Here is a 24226-nt window from a genome sequence, read left to right as displayed (position 1 = left end):
GCTTTGCTCATCGTCATCGGGATTGTGTAGGAGCCCCTGCACGGCTGCAGCAGATATGCGGTAAGCCAGTGCGGTGCGAGTGGCGTGGGTATGGTCTGGATGAGCGGACCAATGAAGGATGCAGGCACAGATATGCGAATTGCCCAGATTTCAACCCTCCACGAAAGAGTTCCACCCATTGGTTACGGGGGCACCGAACGGGTGGTGCACTATCTCACCGAAGAGCTGGTGAGGCGTGGCCATGAGGTGGTGCTGTTTGCCAGTGGTGACTCCCTGACCAGCGCTCAGCTCTGCCCCTGTGTGCCGAAGGCCTTGCGCCTTGGCGGCCCAATGGGGGATCCCAGCGTGCACAACATGATCCAGCTCGATCATGTGATTGAACAGCTCGACAGCTTTGATGTGCTTCATTTTCACAATGGACACTTTCACTTCCCCATCGGTGATCTGCTGGGTGTTCCCCACTTGAGCACCATTCACGGGCCACTGCATGCACCGGAGCAGAAGATGCTCTACAACCACTTCAATCAGGTGCCGTTGGTATCGATTTCAGAAACCCAGCGCCTGCCCGTGCCTGCTGCCAACTGGCTCGGAACCGTGTACCACGGTCTCCCCAACGACCTCTACCGCTACGAAGCCACACCGGAGCCCTATCTGGTGTTTGTGGGCCGTATTTCACCCGAAAAACGACTGGACCGTGCCATCGCCATCGCCACGGCCGTGGGCATGCCGCTGAAGGTGGCAGCGAAGATCGATCCGGTGGATGAACCCTATTTTCAAGCTCAGATTGAACCGCTGCTGCGGAACAATCCCCTGGTGGAGCTGGTTGGAGAGGTGGATGATGCGGGCAAACAGGATCTGCTGGGAAATGCCTTCGCCTTGCTGTTTCCCATCGATTGGCCTGAGCCCTTCGGCCTTGTGATGATTGAGGCCAATGCCTGCGGCACTCCGGTGATAGCCTGGCGCAATGGATCAACACCTGAAGTGATCCGGGAAGGGGTGAATGGCTTCCTCGTGGATTCTATCGAGGAGGCCATTGCTGCGGTGCATCAGGTGGAGCAGCTGGATCGCTCGAGGGTACGCAGCCACTTCGAGGTGTGCTTCTCGGTGAGCCGCCAGGCGGAAGACTATGAACAGCTCTACCGGCACCTGATCCAAGCCCGGCGCTGCCAGAGTCCCGCTCACCGCCTGTCGGTGCATGCCTGAACCGCTCCCTCCCTTCGTTCTAAAGAACGAGGAAACCTTCGCCGTTCTGGATTCACGCGGCGAGATCTGCCCCGAACTTCAGCATGATGCCGGCATCTTCCACCGTGGCACCCGGCACATCAGCCGGCTGCAGGTGTTGCTGTGGAACCAATCACCGATGGTGCTGAGCTCCACGGAGCTTGGCGCCATGGGCGTGATGGTGAGCCATCTCGCCAACAACGATGGCGGCAGCACCGGTTCAGCTGCGATGAGCATCCACCTGGAACGCAGCACCGTGCTCACAGCCACGGCCTGCCTGCAACAATTCAGCTTCACCAGCTATGAAGGCCGGCCGGTGAAGATGCCGCTCACCCTGCGGCTGGATGCCGACTTCCGCGACATCTTTGAGGTGCGGGGCTATCACCGGCCGCAGCGCGGCCGCACAGTGCGCCGCGGCAGCCACGGTGCTCTGGAGCTCGTCTACAGGGGCCTTGATGGGGAGGATCGGGTCACGGTGCTGCGCATGAGCGAGCCGATTGAGAACGTCAATGCCGAAGACATCGGACTGGTGCTGACACTGGAGCCCAGGCAGAGCTTCCGGCTGTTCCTGGTGCTGGACTTCCATCCCGCTGCTGAAGCAATGGGTGCAGAAGATCATTACAACGCCGCGATGTCCGCCACGATTCAGCGTTTCCGCGAGGCCCGCCGCAGCGCCGCCTCTGTGGTGAGCGACAATCCGGCCTTCAACAGTTGGTTGCTGCGCTCGTTCTCAGATGTGCACCTGCTGGCCAGCCAGGTGGAAGACGGCCTCTACCCCTATGCCGGCGTGCCCTGGTTCAGCTGTCCGTTCGGTCGGGATGGCCTGATCACAGCGCGCCAGATGCTGATGGTGGAGCCGCGTCTTGCGCGGGGTGTGCTGGGCTTTCTGGCACGGCGGCAGGCCCTGGTGGTGGATCCCGCCCACGACGAGGAACCCGGCAAGATCCTGCACGAATCGCGGCTGGGTGAAATGGCGGCACTGGGTGAAGTGCCATTCTCCAGTTATTACGGTGCCGTGGATTCCACGCCGCTGTTTCTGATGCTGGCGGGGGATTACCTCTGCCGCAGTGATGATCGCGATTTCATCGCTGGCCTGTTACCTGAGCTGGAAGCGGCCATGGCCTGGATCCACAGGGCCGAAGCCAGCAGCAGCGACGGCTTCCTGCGCTACCTGCGCGCCGCCGCCGGCGGGTTGAGCAATCAGGGCTGGAAGGATTCAAACGATTCCATTCACCACGCCGATGGCCACCTGGCGGAGGGGTCCATCGCTCTGTGCGAGGTGCAGGCCTATGCCTATGGGGCTCGCCGCGCATTGGCCAGGATCTATCAATGCCTGGGCCGCAGCGGTGAAGCGGAAGTGCTGAGAGATGAAGCTGCTGCCTTGCGCCAACGCTTTCATACCGCGTTCTGGACGCCAGCGATTGATTCCTACGCCCTCGCTCTCGACGGCGAGAGCAGGCCTTGCATGGTGCGTGCCTCCAATGCCGGCCACTGCCTATGGACGGGTATCGCCACTCCGGAAGCAGCCGCGGCGGTGGCGAGGCACTTGATGGCCCCCACCAGCTTCAACGGCTGGGGAGTGCGCACCTTGGATGAACGGGAGAGGCGCTACAACCCGATGAGTTATCACAACGGGTCCGTATGGCCCCATGACAACGCCCTGATCGGCATGGGTCTGGCGCACTATGGGCACCGCTCCGAAGCACTGCGCATCCTCACCGGCCTGTTTGAAACCGCCAGTGCCGTGCCGATGTTCCGCCTGCCGGAACTGTTCTGCGGATTTCAGCGCCGTGAAGAGGAAGGGCCCACCCTCTACCCAGTGGCGTGCAGCCCCCAGGCCTGGGCCAGCGCCAGTGTGTTCGGCCTGCTGGAGGCGGTCACCGGCATGTCGATCGAGCGTGAAGACGGCAGCAACAGGGTGCAGGTGCGCCTGCGCAACCCCTGCCTGCCGAAGGGGCTGAATCTACTGGACATCAACGGATTGCGGCTCGGGGAAGAAGAGATCAATCTGCAGTTCCACCGCAGTGAGCATGATGTGGGGGTGCTGGTGCGCAGCCGCACACCAGGCGTGGATGTGGTGATCATGAAATGATGGAAAATGCCCGCTTCCGATGGGCATGGACATAGCTGCAGAGTTGCACTGCAGTCGTCCTCAATGGAGCGGCCCATCAAGGACGCCTTCAACACCAGCCGAGGCGGCATCTTCCACACCCTGAGCTGGTGTGGCGTAGGAGCCTTGGCATAATGCGCTGATGGCAAGGCAGCACATCTTCAGCAGAAACTCAACCATCAGGGGTTCGGTGGCGGGGCTGGGAACAGCCCTCCTGCTGGCGGTCGGGTCAGTCTTGCCAGCAGGTGCCGTGGAGCCGGTGCTGCGGGTCGGGGTCGTGGATGGCGCACCACCGTGCAGCTACCGCGATGCAGGCGCCTGGCGGGGTCTGGCCATCGATCTGTGGAACCGAATCGCCACCCGTGAACAATTGCCCTACGTGGTGTCGGAGTGGCCGTCCGTGCGGGAGATGTTGGAAGCCACCCGTCGGGGAAGCCTGGATGTGGCGGTGGGCTGCATCAACGTGTCGCCGGATCGCCTGGAAAGGTATCGCTTCAGTCTGCCGTTCCAGGAAGATGGTCTGGCAGTGATGGTGGTGCAGAGCCGACTGGATCTTGGGCGCTCCTTCCTGACGGCCTTGCTGACACCCACACTGCTGCAATTGCTGGGCGGTTATCTGCTCGCGATCGGTGTGCTGTCACTCCTGACCTGGCGCGTGGAGCACTACGGCCAGCAAGCTCAGACGCTCAGCGACGGACACCTGCGCAGCTTCAGCAAGGTGTTCCAGATTCTTGCCACCGGGCCGGGGAGTAACACCCTGGTGAGCACGACCCGGGGCCATGGTGTCGTGCTGATGGCCTACATGGTGCGCATTGTGTCGGCGTCGTTGCTGGTGGGTTATCTCACGGTGAATGTGGCACAGGAGGTACAGGGAAGCGCCGGTGGGAGCATCCGCTCGGAAGAAGATCTGCGTGGGCTGCGGGTGGGGGTGCGGCAGGGCACTGTCAGCGAAAGCCTATTGAAAGAGCTGAATACAGGCGGCACCGCAGCCAAAATTTCAATCGTGCCACTGACCAACATTCGAGCCGGCCTGGATCTACTCGTGACCCGGCGCATTGATGCCCTGCTTGGCGATAATCTGCAGCTGAGCTACTTGCTGGTTCATTCCAAGGCGAAAGGCATTGTGCCGAGCTTGGCCCTGCAGGGGATCCGCCCGGAATCTCAGGCCTTCGCCTTTGCGCCAGGCCTGCCGGAGGCCACGGCAGAGCGCATCGATCAATCCATCAGCGAATTGAAACGCAGCGGGCTGGTGAGCAACATGCGCCAGCAAGCCACTGAGCCTGGCTCAACACAGGGGCGATAATCTAGAGCTGGCGGGCTATGTGTCGCGGATGCGAACGGCGCTCTTGCCTTGTAGACAAGTCAACTGGTTAGGTGCAACAGGAGACTGCCGCTTGAAAGTGATCAAGACCTGCCAGCTGAAGGCAAAGCCGTCAATCAGCTTCGACGCACTCTCCAGTGGCTGACACTCCAAGGCCTCGATTGGGGCCTGGCTCCAACCCCCTGGCAAGCCGGTAACGTCTGGCAGGAGCTCGCCAGCAAGATCGATCGTTTCAGAGTTCACCTTGCTTGCCACGTGCCTCATCCCGTGTTGCACGAACGATTCCGTATTCGTGCATGCCATGTGGATCTCACCTATCCGTTCGTGCTGAGCTGGAGCCTGCTTGAGGCACTGACTTGTGGATGTCTTTGATGGAAAAGGCTTGGCTCATACCATCGCCAATGTTCTTGCAGGCGCGCCATATTATTTCTACATTTGACTCCCATTCCATGGCCCTTCAGTGTCCGAATTGCCGAAGTCGATCCGTTCGATTGGACAGAAGCCTTGCCGGGCGCTCCGTTTGCGCTGTCTGTGGTGTGCCGATGCGTCAAGAGCAACAAAGGCAAAACCGGCAACGGTCCCAGTCCATCCAGGCCTTGTCTGTGAAATGGAGGTGGAACGCTTCGCCGCAAACTCTCATGGCCTGGTTAGGCGTGGCTGCATTGCTTGGATCCTATGCCTATCTGGCTTCGAACCCACGAGCACTTCACCAATGGCTCGCCCCCTACAGCCCATCCACGAGGAATTCCTGGTGGCTTCAGACACCAGCAGATGTGGAGGTGCTGATCGGCAAAGCACAAGCCGGCGATCAGGAGATGGTTGCTCCGACTGTTCACGCCAATATCCGCGAGCTGATTGCTCGCCTCCAAGCCAAAGGAGTTCGCGTGCTGATCAGCGGCAATGTGACGGATGGTGCTGCCGGAGTCTGGGACCCAGGGGTGGCAGAAGTCAGAATCAAGCCTTCAGCAGTTGCACTGGGAAGCAACATTCTGGTTGAGATCCTTGCCCACGAATCTGCTCATGTTGCACAGTCCTGCCGCGCTGGTGGTCTTGGCAGAAATAGTGAACCCATGGGAATTCAGGTGTTTCCGGCAGAGAGGTTGAAAGACCAACTGAATTCACCTCTGTACCGAGGCCATGTGCCCACAAAGGTCATTGAGCTTGAGGCCTTCACGGTGGGCACCAATCCTCCATGGGCCATCAAATTGCTGGATCATTACTGCAAGGGGTAATGCAAAGAACTCCTTTGAAGTGATTGACCAGCAAGACGCTCCACCCCCACCCGCCCCCTAAGCGGCAGCAATCGCCGACAGCGGCGAATGCACGACTGGAAACGATCAGCACCTAACGGGCGACCTGATTGCAACGGATGGGCAAATGGTTAGTTCCAATCCAGCGTGGCGCGGGCTTCGATGGGCAACCTCCACAGTCCATTGCCATGGTCAAAGCAATGGATTGTTTTCCCAGGCCGATGTCACCTTGTTGCCAGCATGGAACCGTTCTGGCCAACGCTGCGAGGCTGGAGCTTGCAGCGCCGCCGCCATGATCCCTCCCCAGAAGCAGATGACCGGCATGCTCGGCCACCCGGTGGCGGAGAACCCGATTGATCTGATGTTTGACGCGGTGTATGCCCACTACGGCTTGAACTGGCAGTTCTGGAAGAACGACATCGCCAACGAACTGGATCTGGCCCTGGCGGTGAAGGCTCTGGTGCCTCTCGGTTACCGCGGCGTGGGCATCACCGTGCCCTACAAGGTGGCGGTGATGCCGTTGCTTGATGCTGTCGATGCCGATGTGCAGGCCATCGGCGCCGCCAACTACCTCACGATCGAAGAGGGCCGCCTGATCGGCCACAACAACGACGGCAAGGGAGTAGTGAAGGCGATCGAAAAGGTGGCGCCCCTGGCGGAGCAACGGGTGGTGATGCTGGGAGCCGGTGGTGCCGGTCGGGCGATGGCGGTGGAGCTGGCCTGGGCTGGCGCCTCCCATCTCACCCTGGTCACGCGGCGGCAGGAGCAGGGTGAAGAGGTGGCCCACACCGTCACCCGCGCCTCCGGGGTGCCGGCGGTGTGGCAGCCCTGGCAGGGAGAGGTGGCCGTGCCGGCGGGCACCACCCTGTTGATGAATGCCACCCACCTGGGTTGTGCGCCCGAGCTGGAGCCCATCCCGGTGCAATGGGACACGGTCGATCCCGGCTGCGTGGTGGTGGATGTGATCACCAACCCCCGCATCACACCGTTCCTGGCCACAGCGCGTGGGCGGGGCTGCCCGGTGGTGGATGGCGTGGAGATGCTGGTGCAGCTCGCTATGCAGATCTTCGAGCGCTGGACCGGCCTGCCCCCGGAAGAGGAAGTATTCCAGCGAGCGGTGGCTGCTGCGCTGGGTGAGTAAGGAAGAATCCAAAAGGAAGGAGAAGAGATTCAAGCGACGCCCGAACGCAGCATCCAGTTCGCCTCACTCCGGCACCACAAACCCCTCAAGCCGGGTGCACAGGCCTGGACCTTCGCGGCGCGCCACCGTGGGGTCGTCGTAGGCCACCCAGGCGAGCAGATGGCCGTCGCGGCGTTGCACGTCGAGGCCTTCCGGCTTGTCGCTGCCCTGATCCGACCGACCAGGGCGGCCATCACGGATCCACAGCAGCGGCTCCGGCTGCTCCACCGTCAGGCCAGGGGTCGGGGCGGAGTCGTCGGGGCGGAGGGCGTTGCGCCAGCGGTAGATGTAACAAGGGCCCGCCAGGGTCATGGTCGGGCCGGCCAGCACCAGCACGTCGTCGCTGCCCGGCACCACGGCCAGATCCCGCACCGCCAGGCCGCTGAGCTGAAGATGGCGGCAGCGCCAGCGCTCAAGGCTGAGGGTGGGGCCGTCGCCATCGAGCCCACCCAGCCGCAGGTCAACCACCAGGGCGATGCCCCGCAACACCGGACCGCGCAACCCGACCAACACCCGATCGCCGCGGGCGGCGATGCCTTCGATGTCGAGGCCGTTGTCCTTGCTGGGAATCATCAGAAACGGGGCGAGCCGCGGATCAGTCGCCAGAGCCGACGTGAGGGCATCGCGCGGAGCGGCCGGATCGAACGCCAAACGCTGACCTGTCACAGGCCGGCCCTCGCTATCCAGCTGCAGGCAGCCGAGCACATGGGCGTTGCGGCTCTGCTTGTCATGCAGGCCCAGCGGTTCACCCTTGTCGTCGTCGTGCTTCCGGCGCCGCAGGCTGTGGGAACCCACCAGCCAGAGCCGATCCGCATCGAGCGACAGTCCCTCGATGTCCGATTCGCCGCTGTCTTTCCCACCAGCCAGGCCAAAATCCTTGAGCTTCACCTCGCAAAGCTCGCCGTAGCGGTGCTCATCCAGGCGCTTCAGCCGGTAAAGGCTGCGGCCTTCATCTCCGCCCAGCCAGAGGATCCCATTGCAGGAGGCCAGAGCGGAGAGATTCTGCTGCAGATCTTCTGTCTTCTTGTCACCGGAAAGGCCCAGCTCAAGCAGGCGCTGCTGGCTCGAGTCGGCCAGGGGCAGGTCACTTTCAGAACGATGCATCGGTGGGGATGGAGACAACAGGCATGCCGCAGCTTTGACTCAGAGGGAAGGCGACCAGACGTTCCATAGGTGTGTCAGGCCCATGACGGCAAAAGGGCCACTTCGGTGACCTGGAGCGATCGGAATCGCCAGGAGTTGCGGGGTGCTGAGCCGTGGCAACTGACAACAGTCCTGTCCCGCGGGACCATCCACTCCAACAGGCTGCTTCCACGACGGGGACGGTGCGAAGGTAGCGCAACTGAGGAAGAAAGGACGAAGCGGTGGCAGGTCCAGACCGCCACGAAGCGAGCTCAAGCGATGGGCGATCGATACCAGCGAGGTAACAGCGCCGGATCTCCACACTGTCAGCCCCATGGGTGCCAGGGCGGGTCGTTCCCGGTCAGCAAAGGAGGGCAACGATTCGCCGGCCTGGCGCATGCAGAGACAACGCCCCGATCCCATAGGGCTGCTGATCCAAAAGGAAACGCAGCGCATGTCCTGGCTCATTCCCGTGCGTCTCTATAGCTTCTTCCGAGGATCGGCTCAATGCTGAATCGAGCAGCGTGATCCTGCAGCAACACCTGCACGCTGTGGTGAAGGCCGCGAAGCGGTGTAACCGCCGCCATGCTGTGCGCAAGCTTTGTTTTGCACCAATCCACGGGCAACTTGCCCGTCGGTGACGACCCGGATTGTGGTGCGTGATCAGACCCTCCCTCTGGACAGGCACGCTGGGACGTCCTGCCAGCTGGCTGACCATCGGGCGATGGGTATTGCTGATCCTCACGCGATTGGTCTCGCTGATGTCCGATCCCATGGGCGGTGGCGAGCAGCGCCAAGCAGCCAGCGCCAGGATGCATTGGCTCTTCCGTGCAGCTGCTCCCGGTGGCGTTCCCGCTGCAGATCCGCCCGTTTGAAGCACCCGACTGGCCAGCGGTGTGGGAGCTGCTGGAGCCGGTGTTCCGCGCCGGTGACACCTTCCCCCATGACCCGGCCATCACAGAGGCTCAGGCCCGCGCGTCATGGCTGGAGCAGACCCAGTTGGTGATGGTGGCCGCAGAGGCGGCTGGGTCGTTGGTGGGCACCTACTACATCAAGCCCAATACGCTCTGCCTCGGCGCCCATGTGGCCAATGCCGGCTATGTGGTGGCGCAGCGCTGCCGCCGCCAGGGCATGGGCACGCACCTCTGCCAGCACTCGCTGCAGACGGCCCGGCGCCTGGGCTACCGGGCCATGCAGTTCAACCTGGTGGTGAGCACGAACCTCGCTGGGATCAGCTGTTGGCAGACCAACGGCTTCCATGTCGTCGGCATCCTGCCCGGGGCCTTGCGCCACAAGCGGCTGGGCGATGTGGACGCCCTGGTGATGTTCCAGACCCTGACGGAGGAAGCACCTCCATGACAGGAAGCCTGAGGCCGGCCTTGAAGAAGCCTGGGGGCCGTTTTGAAAGGGTATGGGTCGCCTGAGATTCGAACTCAGGACCAATCGGTTAAAAGCCGAGTGCTCTACCGCTGAGCTAGCGACCCGCCCAACTGGGCACCAAGGGAACGTATCACAGGGAGAATGAGCGCTGTTGGCGCCCCGTTCCGTGCCCCAAGCCCCCTGGCCTGAGCCCTCCGTGCACCCCGAAGCCTGGGTGGCGCCGGAGGCGGTGGTGATCGGGGATGTGCAACTGGCGGCAGGCGCGAGCGTGTGGCCGATGGCCGTGCTGCGAGCAGATCTTGCCCCGATCCGGGTGGGAGAGAACAGCAACGTGCAGGACGGTGCCGTGCTGCACGGCGATCCGGGCCAGGGGGTCTGGATCGGCGAGGAGGTGACTGTGGGCCACCGGGCGGTGGTGCATGGCGCCACGCTCAAAGACGGCTGCCTGGTGGGCATCGGCGCCGTGGTGCTGAACGGGGTCACGGTGGGGGAGGGAGCCCTGGTGGCCGCCGGGGCGGTGGTCACCAAAGATGTGCCGCCTCGCACCCTGATGGCCGGGGTGCCGGCCCAGGCGCGCCGCACGCTGAGCGACGCCGAAGCTGCCGAACAGCGTCAGCACGCCCGCCGTTACCGCAGCCTCGCCGAGGCCCATGCCGGGCGCGGGCCGATTGCTGAGAAATGGCTCAACCACCCCGATCCGAACGAAGCCGGCGCCTGAGCTCCGTAAGATTCACCCACACTTCGCCCCTTCCCGATGGACGCTCGGCTCCTGCTGGTTGCTACCCCGATCCTGCTGGCCGTGGGCTGGGCCGTGTTCAACATCGGCCGTGCGGCAGTCGGCCAGCTGCAACTCATGCTCAAGCGTTCCCGCGCCTGATGGTCTGGGTGATCGGTGCCGGCCTGGCCGGTACTGAAGCGGCCTGGCAGATTGCCCGTGCGGGGGTTCCCGTGCGGGTCATTGAAATGCGGCCGGTGCGCCGCTCGCCGGCCCACCACAGCGCCGAGTGCGGTGAGCTGGTGTGCAGCAACAGCTTCGGCGCCCTCTCGGCCGACCGGGCTGCGGGCCTGCTGCAGCAGGAGTTGCGCCAGCTCGGTTCCTTGGTGATCGGCACCGCCGACAGCCATGCCGTGCCCGCCGGTGGGGCCCTGGCGGTCGACCGCGGCCGCTTCAGCGGCGCACTCACCGCGGCGCTGGAAGCCCATCCCCTGATCACCCTGGAGCGCAGCGAGCAGCTGGTGTTGCCGCCGCCCGGGGAGATCGCCGTGCTGGCCACCGGTCCGCTCACCAGTGAACCGCTGGCAGAGGATCTGCTGCGCTTCACCGGCCGCGCCTCCTGTCACTTCTTCGATGCCGCCAGCCCGATCGTGGAGGGCGAGGGTATTGACATGGCCGTGGCCTTCCGCGCCAGCCGCTACGACAAAGGCGACGCTGACTACATCAACTGCCCGATGAACAAGGAGCAGTACCTCGCTTTCCGTGAGGCACTGCTGAGCGCCGAGCAGGCCGAACTGAAGGATTTCGAGCAGGAAAGCGCCCACTTCTTTGAAGGCTGCCTGCCGATCGAGGAGCTGGCCCGCCGCGGCGAAGACACCATGCGCTATGGGCCGCTCAAGCCGATCGGCCTGTGGGATCCCCGCTGGGGCGACCTCTACGACGCCGATGTGCGTCGAGCCCGGCGGGCCTACGCCGTGGTGCAGCTGCGCCAGGAAGACCGGGACGGCCAGCTCTGGAACCTGGTGGGCTTTCAGACCAATCTCAAGTGGGGCGAGCAGAAGCGGGTGCTGCGCATGATCCCGGGCCTGGAAAACGCCAGCTTCGTGCGCTTCGGCGTGATGCACCGCAACACCTTCCTGGAAGCACCCCAGCTGCTCGATGCCACCCTGCAGTTCCGCCAGCGTCCCAGCCTGCTGGCAGCCGGGCAGATCACCGGCACCGAGGGCTATGCGGCGGCGGTGGCCGGCGGCTGGCTCGCCGGCACCAACGCCGCCCGGCTGGCCTTGGGCCAGGCACCGATCTGCCTGCCCGCCACCACCATGGCCGGCGCCCTCACCCACTTCATCGCCACCGCGCCCAGCGAGCGCTTCCAGCCGATGCCGCCCAATTTCGGCCTGATGCCGGAGCTGCCGGAGCGCATCCGCGACAAACGCCGCCGCTACGGCGCTTACCGCGACCGCGCCCTGGCGGATCTCGCCCCCTTCACGGCACCATCCTCAGCGGCGTGCATGGCAGATCCGGCCGTCACTCCCGGGGCCGACCTGGCGCTTGCCTAGCCTCGGCGCACCGGCAACATCCCCGTGCAGCAGACGAGCGTCAACACCTCCCCGGTGGCGGGCGGCGAGGCCTTGGATGCGGTGGTGATCGGCTCCGGCATCGGTGGGCTGGTGACGGCCAGCCAGCTGGCGGCCAAGGGGGCGAAGGTGCTGGTGCTGGAGCGCTACCTGATCCCGGGGGGCTCCGGCGGCAGCTTTCGGCGCGAGGGCTACACCTTCGATGTGGGCGCCTCGATGATCTTCGGCTTCGGCGAGAAGGGGCACACCAACCTGCTGACCCGCGCTCTGGCGGATGTGGGCGAACGACAGGACACCATCCCCGATCCTGCCCAGCTCGAGTACCACCTGCCCGGCGGTCTCAACGTGGCCGTCGATCGCGACTACGACAGCTTCATCGCCCGGCTCACGGCCCTGTTTCCGCACGAAGCCACCGGCATCCGCGCCTTCTACGACACCTGCTGGCAGGTGTTCCGCTGCCTCGATGCCATGCCGCTCCTCTCCCTGGAGGATCCGGCCTATCTGGCCAAGGTGTTCTTCAGAGCGCCCCTGGCTTGCCTGGGCCTGGCCCGCTGGCTGCCGGTGAACGTGGGCGATGTGGCGCGCCGGCACATCAGCGATCCGGCCCTGCTCAAGTTCATCGACATGGAGTGCTTCTGCTGGTCGGTGATGCCGGCCGATCGCACGCCGATGATCAATGCCGGCATGGTGTTCTCCGATCGCCATGCCGGCGGCATCAACTACCCCCGCGGTGGTGTCGGCACGATCGCCGAGCACCTGGTGCGCGGGCTGGAGCGCCACGGCGGCGCCATCCGCTACCGCAGCAGGGTCACCAGGGTGGTGCTGGAGGGCGGCCAGGCGGTGGGGGTGGAGCTGGCCGGCGGTGAAACGATCCGCGCCCGGCGGGTGATCTCCAATGCCACCCGCTGGGACACCTTCGGCAGCCTGGTCGACGCCGCCCACACACCGGCTGCGGAAACGGTCTGGCGGCGGCGCTACAAACCCTCGGCGTCGTTCCTCTCGCTTCACCTGGGCGTGAAGGCGGAGGTGATTCCGGCGGGCAGCCATTGCCACCACCTGCTGCTGGAGCGCTGGGAGGAGATGGAGGCGGAGCAGGGCACGGTGTTCGTCTCGATTCCCACCCTGCTGGATCCGGCCCTGGCGCCGCCTGGCCACCACATCGTCCACGCCTTCACCCCGTCGGCGATTGACACCTGGAAAGAGCTGGGGCCCACGGCCTACGCGCAGGCCAAGCAGGCCGCCGCCGATCGCCTCATCCGCCGCCTGGAAACCTTCCTGCCAGGCCTTGGCGCGGCCATCACCCACCGAGAGGTGGGCACACCCCGCAGCCACCGCCGCTTCCTGGGCCGGCATCAGGGCAGCTATGGCCCGATTCCGGCGCTGCGGCTGCCAGGTCTGCTGCCGATGCCGTTCAACCGCACCGGTATTCCGGGGCTCTATTGCGTGGGGGATTCCTGCTTCCCCGGCCAGGGGCTCAACGCCGTGGCCTTCAGCGGCTTCGCGTGCGCGCACCGGGTCGGCGCCGATCTGGGCCTCAACCCCTGGGCACTGCCGGACTGACGCCACAGGCCCGCGCCCCGCTGCCTAAAATTGTTTCAATTCACAACAACTCTTGATGTCAGCCAGGCCCAACCCCAGCTCCGAGGAGCTGGCGCGCTACCTGGAGCAGCAGGGCATGCTCACCAAGCCGTGGCTGCTCATGCAGCTGCGGCTCAGCAAGCTCAGGGAGGAAAAAGACTCCATGACCACCGACGAGTACATCCAACGGGTGCAGGACGCCCACACCGATCTGATGCGGATCGGCGCCTTCTGGAAGGGCCAGGAGCGGCAGGTGTTCGGCGCCGGCGGCGGCCAGGCGGCCTGATCGCCCTCAGGACGACCGCTGTTGAACCGCTCCCCACATCGCCCTTCGATGCAACTCCCCGCCGCGCCTGCCGGCAGCACGCCGCACTGCTATCCGCTGGCGCCGCTGATCCGCTTCACCCTGCTGGCGCTTTACCTCGCCCTGGTGTTGCCCCTGCCGGTGATGGCACCGCCAGGCCTGCGCCCCTTCTGCCTGGTGGCCGTGCCGCTGGGCTTTCTGCTGGTGAGCGCACTGCTGAGCGAACAGGTGCAGCTCGATGGCGAGGGGGTGCGCGTCACCTATCCCGCCTGGTGCCGCTGGTGGCTGCGTCGTGGCTGGAGTCTGCGCTGGGAGCAGATCCACGGCCTGATGCCGATCGGCACCAGCCAGGGCGGCACGGTGCACTACCTCAAGGGGCCCGGCTCCAGCCGCTACCTCCTGCCCCAGCGGGTGGCCCGGTTCCCGGAGTTCCTCGAGCGGGTGCAGCAGGCCACCGGCCTCAAGCTGGCCGGCGTGGGCAGGATCACCCCTCCCTGGACCTACTGGACCCTTGCAGGCCTGAGCGTGGCGATGCTGCTCGGTGAAGCCGCGGCCTTCGCGCTCAGCATCAGGGTCTGAGCACGCCAAGCTGGAGCTCCAGCCTGAACGCCCGTGCCCTGAGCGCTCAGTTGGCGCTGGTGGGTTGACGCAGCGGTGTGGAGGGAGCCTGCGGCATGTCGTTGGCTTCCGGCAGGGTTTCCAGGCTGAAGCGATAGCCCTGCTGACGCACAGTTTCAATGCCACCGCCTTCGCCGAGGCCGGCCAGCTCCAGCTTGCGGCGCAGGGTGAGCACCTGGGTGTCCACCGAGCGGGGGCCACCGCTGAACGGGGGCCAGGCCATCCGCAGCAGCTCCTGGCGGCTGCGCACCATGCCGGGTGGCATCAGCAGGGCGCAGAGCAGGGCGAACTCGCGCGGGCTCAGCTCCACCGGTTGGTCGTGAAGGGTGACCTGACGAAGCAGCAGATGCACCTCCAGCGGCCCCACGCACACCCGCTCCTGCAGGCCGTTGCCACTGCGCCTGAGCAGGCTGCGGCTGCGGGCCGCCAGCTCCTCGAGGCCGAAGGGCTTGCGCAGGACGTCGTCGGCGCCGGCATCCAGCAGGGACACCACCGGATCGGCGCCGGTGCGGGCGGTGAGCACCATCACCGGACAGCGCAGGTGGGCCGCCAGGCGCAGGGCCGAGCTTTCCTCCAGCAGTTCGGCGCTCACCAGCAGATCGGGCATCTGGTCTTCGCAGAGCTGCAGCGCCTCGCTGGCCGTGGCCACCGCGGCGGCCAGGTGGCCGTCCTGGCGAAGGCGCTGGGCCAGCACCGTGCGCAGGGTGGGGTGGGGGTCCACCACCAGGATGCGTTTCAGAGCACTGGTTGCGGGTCCGCGGCGATCAACGCCAACCGATCCCTCAGCCTTTGCTGGGTTTGGATTCTGATTGGGCGTGAGTTCCACTCGCGACCGCGTATGCGCGCCTAGGCTAACTGGAGAGGGAGAAGGTCACTGGTGACACTGGCTGTGCTGGCGACCGGCTCCCGCCTCCGCTCTCCCCATGACCGCGCTCCAGAACCCCGAAGCCATCCGTCACTTTCAGTCACTCTGCGACGCCTGCCAAGACCTGGCCAGCCGTTTCCATAGCCAGAGTGAGCTGCGGCTTTACGCCGACGGCTACCTGCACGCCCTGCGGCGCACCGCCATCCTCGATCCGCTCTCGCAGCGGCGCCTGGAGGAGCTCACTGACCGCTGGATCATGGACCCCTCCGCTTTCGTGGGGCCCAACGGTGACATGAGCACGCTGTTCAAAAACAGCCGTAACTGAGCGCTTCTCTGAGCCTGCAAAGAAGCCGCTGCGGCAGCAAGTCTCTTGACAGGGAGCGGGCCGCACCCCCAATGCTGGCACTGGCCAGGCCCGCTGTCACCCGCGCGGGATCCAGTCGGCGCTCCAGCCAGAAAACGTGAAACTCACGCAGCCTGCGCGAAGCCAAAAAACCTCGGCTCATGGCTTCGATGGGCGGCCCGCTTGCAGGCTCAGGCTCAGGACGCCAGCGCCACGGCGAGTTTTTCGCGCAGTTCGCCGGAGTTGTACATCTCGATGAGGATGTCGGAGCCGCCGATGAATTCCCCGTTCACGTACACCTGAGGAATGGTGGGCCAATCAGAGAATTCCTTGATGCCTTGGCGCACCTCGGGATCAGAGAGCACATCAAAGGTTTCAAACGAAACCCCGAGTGCATTGAGAATCTGGACCACGTTGTTGGAGAAGCCGCATTGGGGCATGAGCTTGTTGCCCTTCATGAACACCACCACGGGTGCGCTGCTGACGAGGGCTTCAAGGCGTTGCTGCGTGGCGGTTTCCATGGAAGTGCGGGGGGTTGAAAAGAAAGGAGACAGTGGAGCGGGGATCTGGCGTAACGCTCTGTGGATGTCGGGGCCAACGCCGATCAGGCAGGCCTAGGGCGGCTGAGAGCAGCGGCGCCCGGCCAGGTGCGGTCAGGCCGGCGCGGAGGTCTGCAGCGCCAGGGCGTGAATGGCTTCACTGGCCAGCTCGCTGCGCAGGGCTCCGTACACCAGCTGGTGCTGGCGGATGCGGCTGAGCCCCTCGAAGGCTGCAGAAACCACCTTCACCTGCAGGTGGTCGCCACCGCCGGTGAGATCTTCCACTTCCACCTCAGCGTCCGGGAGGGATCCCTGGATCGCTGCTCTGACCTGATCCGGTAACACCATGAAGAGTCGGTCGTGGCCTGTGGCGGAAATCTAGAAGTGGGAGCTGCGGATCCGCCGACTTCAGCGCGGAGCTGCAGGGGCTTCAGCGCCCGCCGCATACGGAGTGACGGCGAAACCGAGCTCGAGCAGGCTCTGATAGGCCTTGCGGCCCTCTTCGCGCGCCGGGGTCATCACCTTCACCACTTCCACCAGCAGGGGCACGGCCACTTCCGGCTGGCCCTGACGGCGCAACAGCGCCGCCAGCCGCAGGTTGGACTGGGCGTAGATCTCGAGGGCCTCCCGGGCCTTCTGATCCATCTCGCGCGGGATACGGGCATCAAGTCCGCGGAAGGAGCCGCTCAGATCGCGGTAGAAACCAAGCAGGCGGCGGCTGGCATCACGGGCAAGGTCATAGTCCTTGCGGGCGCTGGTGAGATCCCCACGGGCCACGGCGGCATCGCCACGGGTGAGAAATCCCTTCACTGCCGCGAGATTGAAGCCGGATCCTGATCCTTCCAGCACTTTCGGGGGTTCTTCCTGCGTCTGGGCCTGAACGGGCTGGGTGGCACCGAGGGGCAGAAGAGCAAGTGCCAGGGCAAGCCCAAGGGCGACGTGGGGCCGACGCACGGCTGCTTCACAAAAGGCGGCCGAACTCTAGGCGCCTGGCATCGGCCGCCCCACTGCAACGCGGGCCGCTTCCTCAGCTGATTGCATCGCCACCGCCAGCTGGGCATTGAGGCCCTTGACGGAAGCACGGCTCTGGTTCTGCACCGTGAGCGGGGCCTCGAAACACACCGCTGCCTCATCCCGACGCAGCCCCCGGCCATGCCCGTAGGCGATTCCCACCGGCACCACGTTCACGGCCACCCCTTGCCCTGCCGCCAGCCCCGCCAGCCGGGCCAGTCCCTGATGAAGACGGATCGGGCCGTCCTCACGGCGGATGTGCCCCTCGGGGAACACCACCAGTTGCTGGCCGGCCGCCAGCAGATCCACCGCGTACCGCAGCGGCGTGGTGCCAGGACGGCTCTGGTCCACCGGGAAACAACCGAGGCGGTGCAGGAACCAACCCTGCAAGCCCTGCATTTCCGTGCGGGTCACCATGAAGCGGCAGTCGCGGCCGGTGACGCGCCGGCCGGCCGCATGGGGCAGCACCAGGGCATCCCAGCGGGCCCGGTGCGTGGGAGCCAGCAGCACGGCGCCCTCTCCGGGCAGGTGCTGGCGGCCCAGCACGTGAATGCGGCGAAACTGGAAGGGCAAGGCCAGATCCTGGGTGACAGCCATGGCCAGGGGCGCCAGCCAGGGGCTGATGCCGTTGCAGAGTCGCCGCTCGCGGCGGATCAACGCTGGAGTCACAGCCGCAGGTGTGGCGCCATCAGGCGTGGGCGCTGCAGGGGCTGGCGGGCAGGCCGCGCTCTCCGGCTCGATCTGCTGCTGCGACTGCGCTGTCACCGCCCACCGCTGAAGGTGCCTGCAAGCTAAGAGTCACAGCTGCGCAGCGCCGAAGGGCACGGGCAGTTGCCGCTGCGGCCAGAGAACAGTGGCCTGGGGGCGATCCATAGGATCCAGGAACCTCCCGGTTTTGCCATGGCCAGCCTTGGCGTCAACATCGATCACATCGCCAATGTGCGCCAGGCCCGCCGTGCGCTGGAACCCGATCCCGTGACCATGGCCCTGCTGGCGGAGCTGGGTGGCGCCGACGGCATCACCGTGCACCTGCGGGAAGACCAGCGGCACATCCAGCCGCGGGATCTGGAACTGCTGCGCGCCACCGTGCGCTCACGCCTCAACCTGGAGATGGCCGCCACGGCGGAGATGGAGGCGATCGCCCTGCGCATCCGTCCGGACATGGTGACGCTGGTACCCGAAAAACGGGAGGAAGTGACCACCGAGGGCGGACTCGATGTGCGGGCCCAGGCCGCCAGCCTGGGGCCTCTGGTGGGCCGGTTGCAGGCGGCGGGGATTCCCGTGAGCCTGTTCGTCGACCCCGACAACGGCCAGCTGGAGGCCAGTGCCGCCAGTGGCGCCCGTTGGGTGGAACTTCACACCGGCGCCTACGCCGAGGCCAGCTGGAGCGAACAGCCCCTGGAGCTGGCACGCCTCACCGAAGGCAGCCACGTGGCCCGCAGCCTGGGGCTGCGGGTGAATGCCGGGCACGGGCTCACGTATCAGAACGTGGAGCCGGTAGCGGCCATCGAAGGGATGGAGGAGCTGAACATCGGCCACACGATCGTGGCCCGCGCCCTGGCGGTGGGCCTGCAGGAAGCGGTCCGCCAGATGAAGGCGCTGGTTCAGAATCCACGCCGCGATCCCCTGTTCGGCTCGATCGATCCATGACCCTGCCTGCGCCCCTCACCTATCACTTCGTTGCCGCCAGCGAAGCGTTTCTGACCGTGGAGGAGCCGCTGGAGGAAGTGCTGCGCGAACGCCGTCGCCACTACGCCGAGCGCAACCAGCCGATCGACTTCTGGCTCGTGTCGCGGCCTGCCTTTCTGGAGGCCGCTGAACTGCAGACCGTGGGCAGCAGCGTGCCCAGACCGGCGGCCGCGGTGGTGTCCACCGACCCGAAATTCATCGAATTCCTCAAATTGAGGCTGGAATTCGTGGCGAAGGGCAGCTTCCTGGCTCCGTCAGCCACCATCTCCGACCCGTTGGCCACCAGCTGAGCAGGGCGCAGGCACTTGCCACAGCCCGGGCGGATCAGCCTGGGCGACGTGCAGTGATGGTGTGTTGGTGTTGGTGTTGAGCCCCGCTGGTGCGGGGCAGCAGGGGCTCAGCCCCGACAGCGCGGGACCTTCCTGCTCAGCTGCGGCGCAGTGGGGCTTTGGTCTTGTGCTGAACCCAACCGGCAAGGTGGTGGTGCTGGCGGGAATCCAGGGCAGCGTCGGCAAGCCAACGATCCCGGAGGCACTCCAGATCGTCGGGATGGAGTTCTCCGTTCTCCTGCCAGTGGAGGTTGGTGGGAGTCAAGTGTTGGATCGCTGTCATGGCTTGGCTGCCCACTTTGTCAGCTGAAGTGGTGGCAACGGCCGAAAAATGAAGCCGATCTCCTGTAAAGAATCGGTAGATCCTGTGGAGCGTTGATCGCTTGGTGCGGAACTTCAGCGCGGATCGTGCGCGCGGCGGACCCCATTGGCGCGAAATGTGTAGTAAATGTGTCCGCAGCAGAGGTGTTTGCGGCGGAGGTGTCTGCGGCTAATGAGGCCCATGGCCGCGCCGGCACCACCCTCAGAACAGGCCGAAGAAGCGCTTGCGCTTCTCGCCCTCGGCGCCCTCCGGGGTGGGCGGCTTTGGCGACGGCGGCTGCGGGGTGGGCCGCACGTCCTGCTGGTACCGCGGGCGGTTGTCGCCGATCGTGAGCAAAGCCTCCTTGTTCTTCCACCAGATCCAGTCGCGGATCGGCGGAGTGGAGAGCAGCTCCTCGCGGGTGAGACCGAGGCCGAGCTTGGCGGAGGCTCCCAGCAACACCTCGATCATTTCGTCCCCGTCCTGGCAGCGCGCCAGGGCCTCGTTGGTGCGTTTGGCGCCATTCAGCGCCTTCACCAGCGCCTTCACCTTCTGAGACGGGGGGAGGGAGGCTGGATTCATGGGCCCGCAACGACGCCTGCCGGACCGTATCAGCGCCTGCAGGCGGTTGCTGCCGAGGGGGCTGACAGATTCACGCGCGCCGGGCGAGACTGTCGTTAACGCATTCTTTGCATGCTTCCCCCTTCGCAGCCTTCCCGTCACTGGGTGATCGGTGACGTGCATGGCTGCGCCGATGCCCTGCAGTCGCTGCTGGAACGGCTGCCCACCGGCGATCGCCTCGTGCTGTGCGGCGATGTGATCAACCGCGGCCCCCACATCGAGCGGGCCATGCAGCTGGCCTGGAGTCTCGTGCAGGAAGGCCGCGCCGTATGGCTGCGCGGCAACCACGAGCAGCGGCTGCTCGATTCGCTGCGCCGGGGCAGTTGGCTGCGCAACCCCGCCCTGGCCGGCTGTGAAACCTACCGCCAGCTGGGGGATTCCCGCTGCCGCCTGTGGCAGGAACGCCTCGACGTGCTGCCGCTCACCTATGCAGGCAAGGGCTGGGTTGCCACCCACGCCGGCTTCAACCCCCACACCTGGGCACCGGATCTGAGCATCCGCCTGCCCTTCTGGCAGGCCTACGACGGCCGCTTCGGCGATGTGGTGATCGGTCACACGCCGGCCCCAACGGTGCGTCGCCTCAACCGCATCGTGATGATCGACACCGGCGCCTGCTACGGCGGCACCCTCACCGCCTATTGCCCCGAGAGCGGCGCCAGCATCTCCGTGCCTGGCACGGGCTATCCGCAGCGGGCTCGGGCAGGCCAGGCCGCGCTCGGCTCCTTCTGACCAGCCCAGCGGCGGCGCCGTGCTGAGCGTTTTCCGCAGCAACCGCGCTGAACAGCTGGCCGCCCTGCTGGCGCTCCAGCTGCTGCACGACCCCCCCGGTCCTTTCGAAACCGTGCGGGTGGTGGTGAACACCTGGCCCACCAGCCGCTGGCTGGGCGAGCAGCTGGCCCTGGAACTCGGTGGTATCGCCGCCAACCTGCGCTTTCCCTTTCTCACCAGCGAGCTGCGCCAGACCGTGGACTGTCTGCTGGGCGAAGGCGCCGCAGACAGTGATCCGTGGCGGGCCACCGAGCTGGTCTGGCCGCTGCTGGAGCTGCTCCCCGCGCTCGCCGCCGGCCCCGACGCCTCCCTGCTGGCCCACTGGCTGGAGCAGCGCGGCCATGGCCAGCGGCCGGCCCTCGATCTGCCCCTGTGGCAACTGGGCCGGGCGATCGCCGACAGCTTCGACGACCTCAGCCTCTACCGGCCGGCGATGGTGGCCGCCTGGTGCCGCGGCCATGACCACAACGACCGCGGCCAACCGCTGCCGGCCGATCAGCTCTGGCAACCGCGCCTGTTCCGCCAGCTGCATGAGCGGCTGAGCCGGCCGCCCTTCGGCCTCAAGGTGCTCACGGCGATCGAGCGGCTGCGCCACGGCACCGCCTGCCTCGATGGGCTCCAGGGTCCGCTGCGGCTGTTCGGCCTGAGCAGTGCCGCTCCGGTGCAGGTGCACCTGCTGCAGGCGCTCGCCTCCGTGGTGCCGGTGGATCTCTACCTGCTCACCCCCTGCCGCGATCTCTGGCAGCGCTGCAGCGACCGGCGCCGCAGCCTCGATGTGGCGATCGAACTGGCCGATCCCCACGACCTCGACTGGCTGGCGCGCACACCCGGACTCGAAGCCCGCTTCGGGCGGCTCGGCGGCGAATTCCAGCAACTGCTGGAGGGCACCGGCGACACCCAGCTGGCCGCCGAGGAAACCCGCGATCTCTTCGTTCTGCCGGCCAGTGGCGCCGAGCACCAGGGGCGGCGGCCGCCCAGCTTGCTGGAGCAGCTGCAGCAGCAGCTGGTGGAGGCGGAGGCCTGGCCCACCCTGACGCTGGCGCCCGGGGACCACTCGCTGGAGTTCCACCCCTGTCCGGGGCGGCTGCGCCAGGTGCAGATCGTGCGCGACCGGTTGCTGCAGCTGCTGGCCGAGGATCCCAGCCTCGAACCACGCCACATCCTGGTGATGACCCCCCAGGTGGAGCAGCTGGCGCCGTTGCTGGGCTCGGTGTTCGGCGACAGCGGCGCCACCGGTGTGACCCTCCCCTGGCGGCTCACCGACCGCAGCCAGCAGGGGGACGCCAGCATCGGCGGGGCCCTGCTGCAGCTGCTGCGCCTGGGGGGAGAGCGGCTCACCGCCTCAGCGCTGGAGGCGCTGCTGGAAAACGGGGCCCTGCAGACCCACTTCGATCTGGAAACCGATGAACCGGCCGCCCTGAATGCCGCGCTGCAGGCCGCAGGCTTCCGCTGGGGCCTCGATGGCGCCGCCCGCGGCGGTGATCCCACCCACAGCCTGCGCTGGGCCATCGACCGGTTGCTGCTGGGCCAGGTGCTGGCCGATCAACCGGGCGTGGCCGTGGGCCTGACCGCCCCGCAGGCGCTGGGGGGCAGCGTGGAGCGCCAGGCGCGCTGGATCCGGCTGCTCATCGAGGTGCAGTGCGTGCTGGAGGGCCTGGGCCGGCCGCGCAGCGCCGTCGCCTGGGGCAGCCACCTGGCCGCCCTGCTGCCGGAGCTGTTCGGCGAGGGAGGGGAGCGGGCCTGGGAGCTGCAGGCGATTCGTGCCGCCATCGCCGAGTGGCAAGGCAGCGCCGCCCGCTGCCCGCTGCCGATCAGCGCTCCCGTGGTGGCCGCCGTGCTGGAGGAGCGCCTCTCCAGCGACAGCGGCCGCTTCGGCCATCGCAGCGGCGCCCTCACAATCAGCGCCCTGGAACCGATGCGGGCCATTCCCCACCGGGTGATCGTGCTGATGGGCCTCGATGCCGATGTGTTTCCACGGCAACGGCAGCGACCCGGCTTCGACCTGATGGAACGGGAACGGCGGCTTGGTGACCCCAGTCCCGCTGACCAGGACCGCTACGTGTTGATGGAGGCGTTGCTGTCGGCCCGCGAACACCTGCTGATCGCCTGGACCAGCCGCGAGGAGCGCAAAGGGGAAGAGATGCCACCGGCCACCGCCGTGCGCCAGTGGCTGGAGCTGCTGAAGGCGGAGCTGGGGGAGCCGGTGGCGCAGCAGCTGGTGGTCAGCCATGCCGCCAATCCGCTGGAGCGGGTCAACTTCCTCGCCACGGGCGAGCGGCCACCGGCCAGCTGCGACCGCCGGCAGCTGCTGGCACGCCAGCAGCTCGATGGCGCTGCGGCGGTGGCGCCGGCCTGGCCGTTGGCCCTGCAGGAGCCGGCCGACCAACCCTTCGGCGCTGGGGCGGAAGCCCGGGCCGGCGGCGTTGCTGGCGTGAGCGAGGCCGAGCTGGATCCCTGGAGCGACCTGCGCGACTGGTTGCTGGCGCCCCAGGCCCAGTGGCTGAAGGAGCTGGGGCTGCGGCCCAGGGAGTGGGTGGAGCCGCTCGATGACCTCGAAGCACTCGAACTCGACGAACGGCAGCGGGCCTGGCTGCTGCGTCAGGAGCACGAGCGGCAGGCCGCCGCGCGGCCGGCGGCACCAGAAGCGGGGCTGTTGGCCGCGCAGAGCACCCCCCTGCCCGCCCCCGACTGGCGCCACCTGGCGCAGGGGCGTGGCGTGCTGCCGCCGCTCAGCGCCGGAGCCTTGGAAGTGCAGACCCTCACGGGCCGCTGGGACACGCTGCAGCAGTTGCTGGCAGGCCTGGGCGAGCCACAACCCCTGGCGCTGCGCTGGCAGCAAGGCGAGGAGGGAGGGGCCACACGGGACCTGGCCGCCGAGCTGGTGGCCCACGGCAGCACGCTGGTGCAGGTGCGGCTCGGGAACCCCCGCCCCTGCGACCTCCTCGGTCTGTGGCTGGAGCTGCTGCTGGCCGCCGCGGCCGGTGCCGCCCCCCGGGAGGCCCGCCTGATCGCCCGCGACAAGGAGGCCTTCAAGGTGGTGGGCGTCTGGGCGGCTCCCACGCAGGAGGAAGCGGCGCAGCAGCTCAACGCCCTGCTCCGCTGGCGCCAGGAGCACCGCCTGCGCTGTTGGCCGGTGCCACCGGCCATGGGCTACGCCTACGCGCTGGCGGAACGGAAAAAACCCGGCAGTGGTGCCAGCGCCGCCAGCAACGCCTGGGAAGGGGGGCTGTTCGCCATGGCGGAACGGGAGAAGGCACCGCTGGCGCTGGCCTTCGGTGGGAGCACGCCCGCCACCGACCTGCTGGCCGGACGCTTCGGCGATCTCTGCGGCCTGGCGCTGGCACTGTGGACGCCGCTGCTGGACGCGCAGGTGCAGCCGTGAGCCAG

Annotated in this window: 25 protein-coding genes and 1 tRNA gene; 17 read left to right on the top strand and 9 right to left on the bottom strand. The window is 66.4% G+C overall.

What is annotated here, in order from left to right; all coding sequences use genetic code 11:
• The first annotated feature begins 90 nt into the window (after positions 1-90).
• The 5 genes from KBY86_RS01765 (at position 91) to KBY86_RS01745 (ending at position 7043) form a co-directional block, all read left to right on the top strand.
• A complete protein-coding gene (locus KBY86_RS01765; RefSeq protein ID WP_315855827.1) occupies positions 91-1203 on the top strand; it encodes a glycosyltransferase family 4 protein in 1113 nt (370 codons plus the stop codon).
• Positions 1196-3313 (top strand): glycogen debranching N-terminal domain-containing protein, encoded by a 2118-nt coding sequence (locus KBY86_RS01760; RefSeq protein WP_255139932.1) that lies wholly within the window; start codon positions 1196-1198, stop codon positions 3311-3313. The genes KBY86_RS01765 and KBY86_RS01760 overlap by 8 nt, the downstream gene beginning before the upstream one ends.
• 160 nt (positions 3314-3473) lie before the next feature.
• The gene (locus KBY86_RS01755; RefSeq protein ID WP_255139931.1) at positions 3474-4634 is read left to right on the top strand and encodes an ABC transporter substrate-binding protein; all 1161 of its coding nucleotides are present in this window, start codon (positions 3474-3476) and stop codon (positions 4632-4634) included.
• Positions 4635-5290: 656 nt separating this feature from the next.
• Complete coding sequence (locus tag KBY86_RS01750; protein WP_255139930.1) at positions 5291-5884, top strand: hypothetical protein; 594 nt, start codon at positions 5291-5293, stop codon at positions 5882-5884.
• Positions 5885-6194: 310 nt separating this feature from the next.
• Positions 6195-7043: a shikimate dehydrogenase gene (locus tag KBY86_RS01745; protein WP_255139928.1), complete on the top strand. Its 849-nt coding sequence runs from the start codon at positions 6195-6197 to the stop codon at positions 7041-7043.
• 63 nt (positions 7044-7106) lie between these two features.
• Here KBY86_RS01745 and KBY86_RS01740 read toward each other — a convergent pair whose 3' ends face one another.
• The gene (locus KBY86_RS01740; protein ID WP_255139927.1) at positions 7107-8186 is read right to left on the bottom strand and encodes a DUF3616 domain-containing protein; all 1080 of its coding nucleotides are present in this window, start codon (positions 8184-8186) and stop codon (positions 7107-7109) included.
• Positions 8187-9032: 846 nt separating this feature from the next.
• Between KBY86_RS01740 and KBY86_RS01735 the strand changes: the two genes are divergently transcribed.
• Positions 9033-9563, top strand: coding sequence for a GNAT family N-acetyltransferase (locus KBY86_RS01735; protein ID WP_255139926.1), 531 nt, complete (start codon positions 9033-9035; stop codon positions 9561-9563).
• Positions 9564-9616: 53 nt separating this feature from the next.
• Here KBY86_RS01735 and KBY86_RS01730 read toward each other — a convergent pair.
• Positions 9617-9688 (bottom strand) — tRNA-Lys (locus KBY86_RS01730).
• 62 nt (positions 9689-9750) lie between these two features.
• On the opposite strand from KBY86_RS01730, the gene KBY86_RS01725 reads away from it, so the two are divergent.
• Genes KBY86_RS01725 through KBY86_RS01700 form a run of 6 tightly spaced genes read left to right on the top strand, consistent with a single transcriptional unit; the run spans position 9751 to position 14334 of the window.
• The gene (locus KBY86_RS01725; protein ID WP_094511083.1) at positions 9751-10302 is read left to right on the top strand and encodes a gamma carbonic anhydrase family protein; all 552 of its coding nucleotides are present in this window, start codon (positions 9751-9753) and stop codon (positions 10300-10302) included.
• A gap of 36 nt (positions 10303-10338) precedes the next feature.
• Positions 10339-10461: a photosystem II protein Y gene (locus KBY86_RS01720; protein WP_094510999.1), complete on the top strand. Its 123-nt coding sequence runs from the start codon at positions 10339-10341 to the stop codon at positions 10459-10461.
• On the top strand, positions 10461-11855 hold the full coding sequence (gene trmFO, locus KBY86_RS01715; protein WP_094511000.1) for an FADH(2)-oxidizing methylenetetrahydrofolate--tRNA-(uracil(54)-C(5))-methyltransferase TrmFO: 1395 nt from the start codon (positions 10461-10463) through the stop codon (positions 11853-11855). Before KBY86_RS01720 ends, trmFO begins: the two co-directional genes overlap by 1 nt.
• A 24-nt stretch (positions 11856-11879) precedes the next feature.
• Positions 11880-13433, top strand: coding sequence for a carotenoid isomerase (crtH, locus tag KBY86_RS01710; RefSeq protein ID WP_255139925.1), 1554 nt, complete (start codon positions 11880-11882; stop codon positions 13431-13433).
• A gap of 55 nt (positions 13434-13488) precedes the next feature.
• Positions 13489-13737: a hypothetical protein gene (locus KBY86_RS01705; RefSeq protein ID WP_094511001.1), complete on the top strand. Its 249-nt coding sequence runs from the start codon at positions 13489-13491 to the stop codon at positions 13735-13737.
• Between the two features lie 48 nt (positions 13738-13785).
• Entirely contained in the window at positions 13786-14334 is a 549-nt protein-coding gene (locus KBY86_RS01700) for a hypothetical protein (RefSeq protein ID WP_255139924.1), read from the top strand.
• Positions 14335-14380: 46 nt separating this feature from the next.
• Here the strand turns inward: KBY86_RS01700 and KBY86_RS01695 are convergent, their stop codons facing one another.
• Entirely contained in the window at positions 14381-15112 is a 732-nt protein-coding gene (locus tag KBY86_RS01695; protein WP_255140071.1) for a response regulator transcription factor, read from the bottom strand.
• 184 nt (positions 15113-15296) lie between these two features.
• Between KBY86_RS01695 and KBY86_RS01690 the strand changes: the two genes are divergently transcribed.
• The gene (locus KBY86_RS01690; protein ID WP_094511003.1) at positions 15297-15563 is read left to right on the top strand and encodes a DUF6761 family protein; all 267 of its coding nucleotides are present in this window, start codon (positions 15297-15299) and stop codon (positions 15561-15563) included.
• A 215-nt stretch (positions 15564-15778) separates the two neighbouring features.
• Here KBY86_RS01690 and grxD read toward each other — a convergent pair whose 3' ends face one another.
• The 4 genes from grxD to KBY86_RS01670 all read right to left on the bottom strand — a co-directional run bounded on the left by grxD (position 15779) and on the right by KBY86_RS01670 (position 17800).
• Positions 15779-16102 (bottom strand): Grx4 family monothiol glutaredoxin, encoded by a 324-nt coding sequence (gene grxD, locus KBY86_RS01685; protein WP_255099666.1) that lies wholly within the window; start codon positions 16100-16102, stop codon positions 15779-15781.
• Positions 16103-16234: 132 nt separating this feature from the next.
• Positions 16235-16468: a BolA family protein gene (locus KBY86_RS01680; RefSeq protein ID WP_255099667.1), complete on the bottom strand. Its 234-nt coding sequence runs from the start codon at positions 16466-16468 to the stop codon at positions 16235-16237.
• A gap of 60 nt (positions 16469-16528) precedes the next feature.
• The gene (locus tag KBY86_RS01675) at positions 16529-17074 is read right to left on the bottom strand and encodes a hypothetical protein (protein ID WP_094511006.1); all 546 of its coding nucleotides are present in this window, start codon (positions 17072-17074) and stop codon (positions 16529-16531) included.
• 27 nt (positions 17075-17101) lie between these two features.
• The gene (locus tag KBY86_RS01670; protein WP_233132845.1) at positions 17102-17800 is read right to left on the bottom strand and encodes a 1-acyl-sn-glycerol-3-phosphate acyltransferase; all 699 of its coding nucleotides are present in this window, start codon (positions 17798-17800) and stop codon (positions 17102-17104) included.
• A gap of 231 nt (positions 17801-18031) precedes the next feature.
• On the opposite strand from KBY86_RS01670, the gene KBY86_RS01665 reads away from it, so the two are divergent.
• On the top strand, positions 18032-18781 hold the full coding sequence (locus tag KBY86_RS01665; RefSeq protein WP_094511007.1) for a pyridoxine 5'-phosphate synthase: 750 nt from the start codon (positions 18032-18034) through the stop codon (positions 18779-18781).
• Complete coding sequence (locus KBY86_RS01660) at positions 18778-19110, top strand: MgPME-cyclase complex family protein (protein ID WP_255139923.1); 333 nt, start codon at positions 18778-18780, stop codon at positions 19108-19110. The genes KBY86_RS01665 and KBY86_RS01660 overlap by 4 nt, the downstream gene beginning before the upstream one ends.
• A gap of 136 nt (positions 19111-19246) precedes the next feature.
• Here the strand turns inward: KBY86_RS01660 and KBY86_RS01655 are convergent, their stop codons facing one another.
• Both KBY86_RS01655 and KBY86_RS01650 read right to left on the bottom strand, forming a co-directional pair.
• On the bottom strand, positions 19247-19414 hold the full coding sequence (locus tag KBY86_RS01655) for a hypothetical protein (RefSeq protein ID WP_255099670.1): 168 nt from the start codon (positions 19412-19414) through the stop codon (positions 19247-19249).
• Positions 19415-19672: 258 nt separating this feature from the next.
• On the bottom strand, positions 19673-20032 hold the full coding sequence (locus KBY86_RS01650; RefSeq protein ID WP_255139922.1) for a hypothetical protein: 360 nt from the start codon (positions 20030-20032) through the stop codon (positions 19673-19675).
• Between the two features lie 111 nt (positions 20033-20143).
• Here KBY86_RS01650 and KBY86_RS01645 point away from each other — a divergent pair, with 111 nt between their 5' ends.
• Both KBY86_RS01645 and KBY86_RS01640 read left to right on the top strand, forming a co-directional pair.
• Complete coding sequence (locus KBY86_RS01645; RefSeq protein WP_255099672.1) at positions 20144-20800, top strand: metallophosphoesterase; 657 nt, start codon at positions 20144-20146, stop codon at positions 20798-20800.
• Positions 20801-20819: 19 nt separating this feature from the next.
• Positions 20820-24221, top strand: a complete 3402-nt coding sequence (locus KBY86_RS01640) for an exodeoxyribonuclease V subunit gamma (protein ID WP_255139920.1) — start codon at positions 20820-20822, stop codon at positions 24219-24221.
• Positions 24222-24226 lie beyond the last annotated feature (5 nt).

Origin of the sequence: Synechococcus sp. Lug-A (genome assembly GCF_024345655.1) — a bacterium.
Classification (GTDB): Bacteria; Cyanobacteriota; Cyanobacteriia; order PCC-6307; family Cyanobiaceae; genus MW101C3.
The sequence above is the reverse complement of the archived record's forward strand: the minus strand, read 5'-3'. Positions and strand labels throughout refer to the sequence as shown.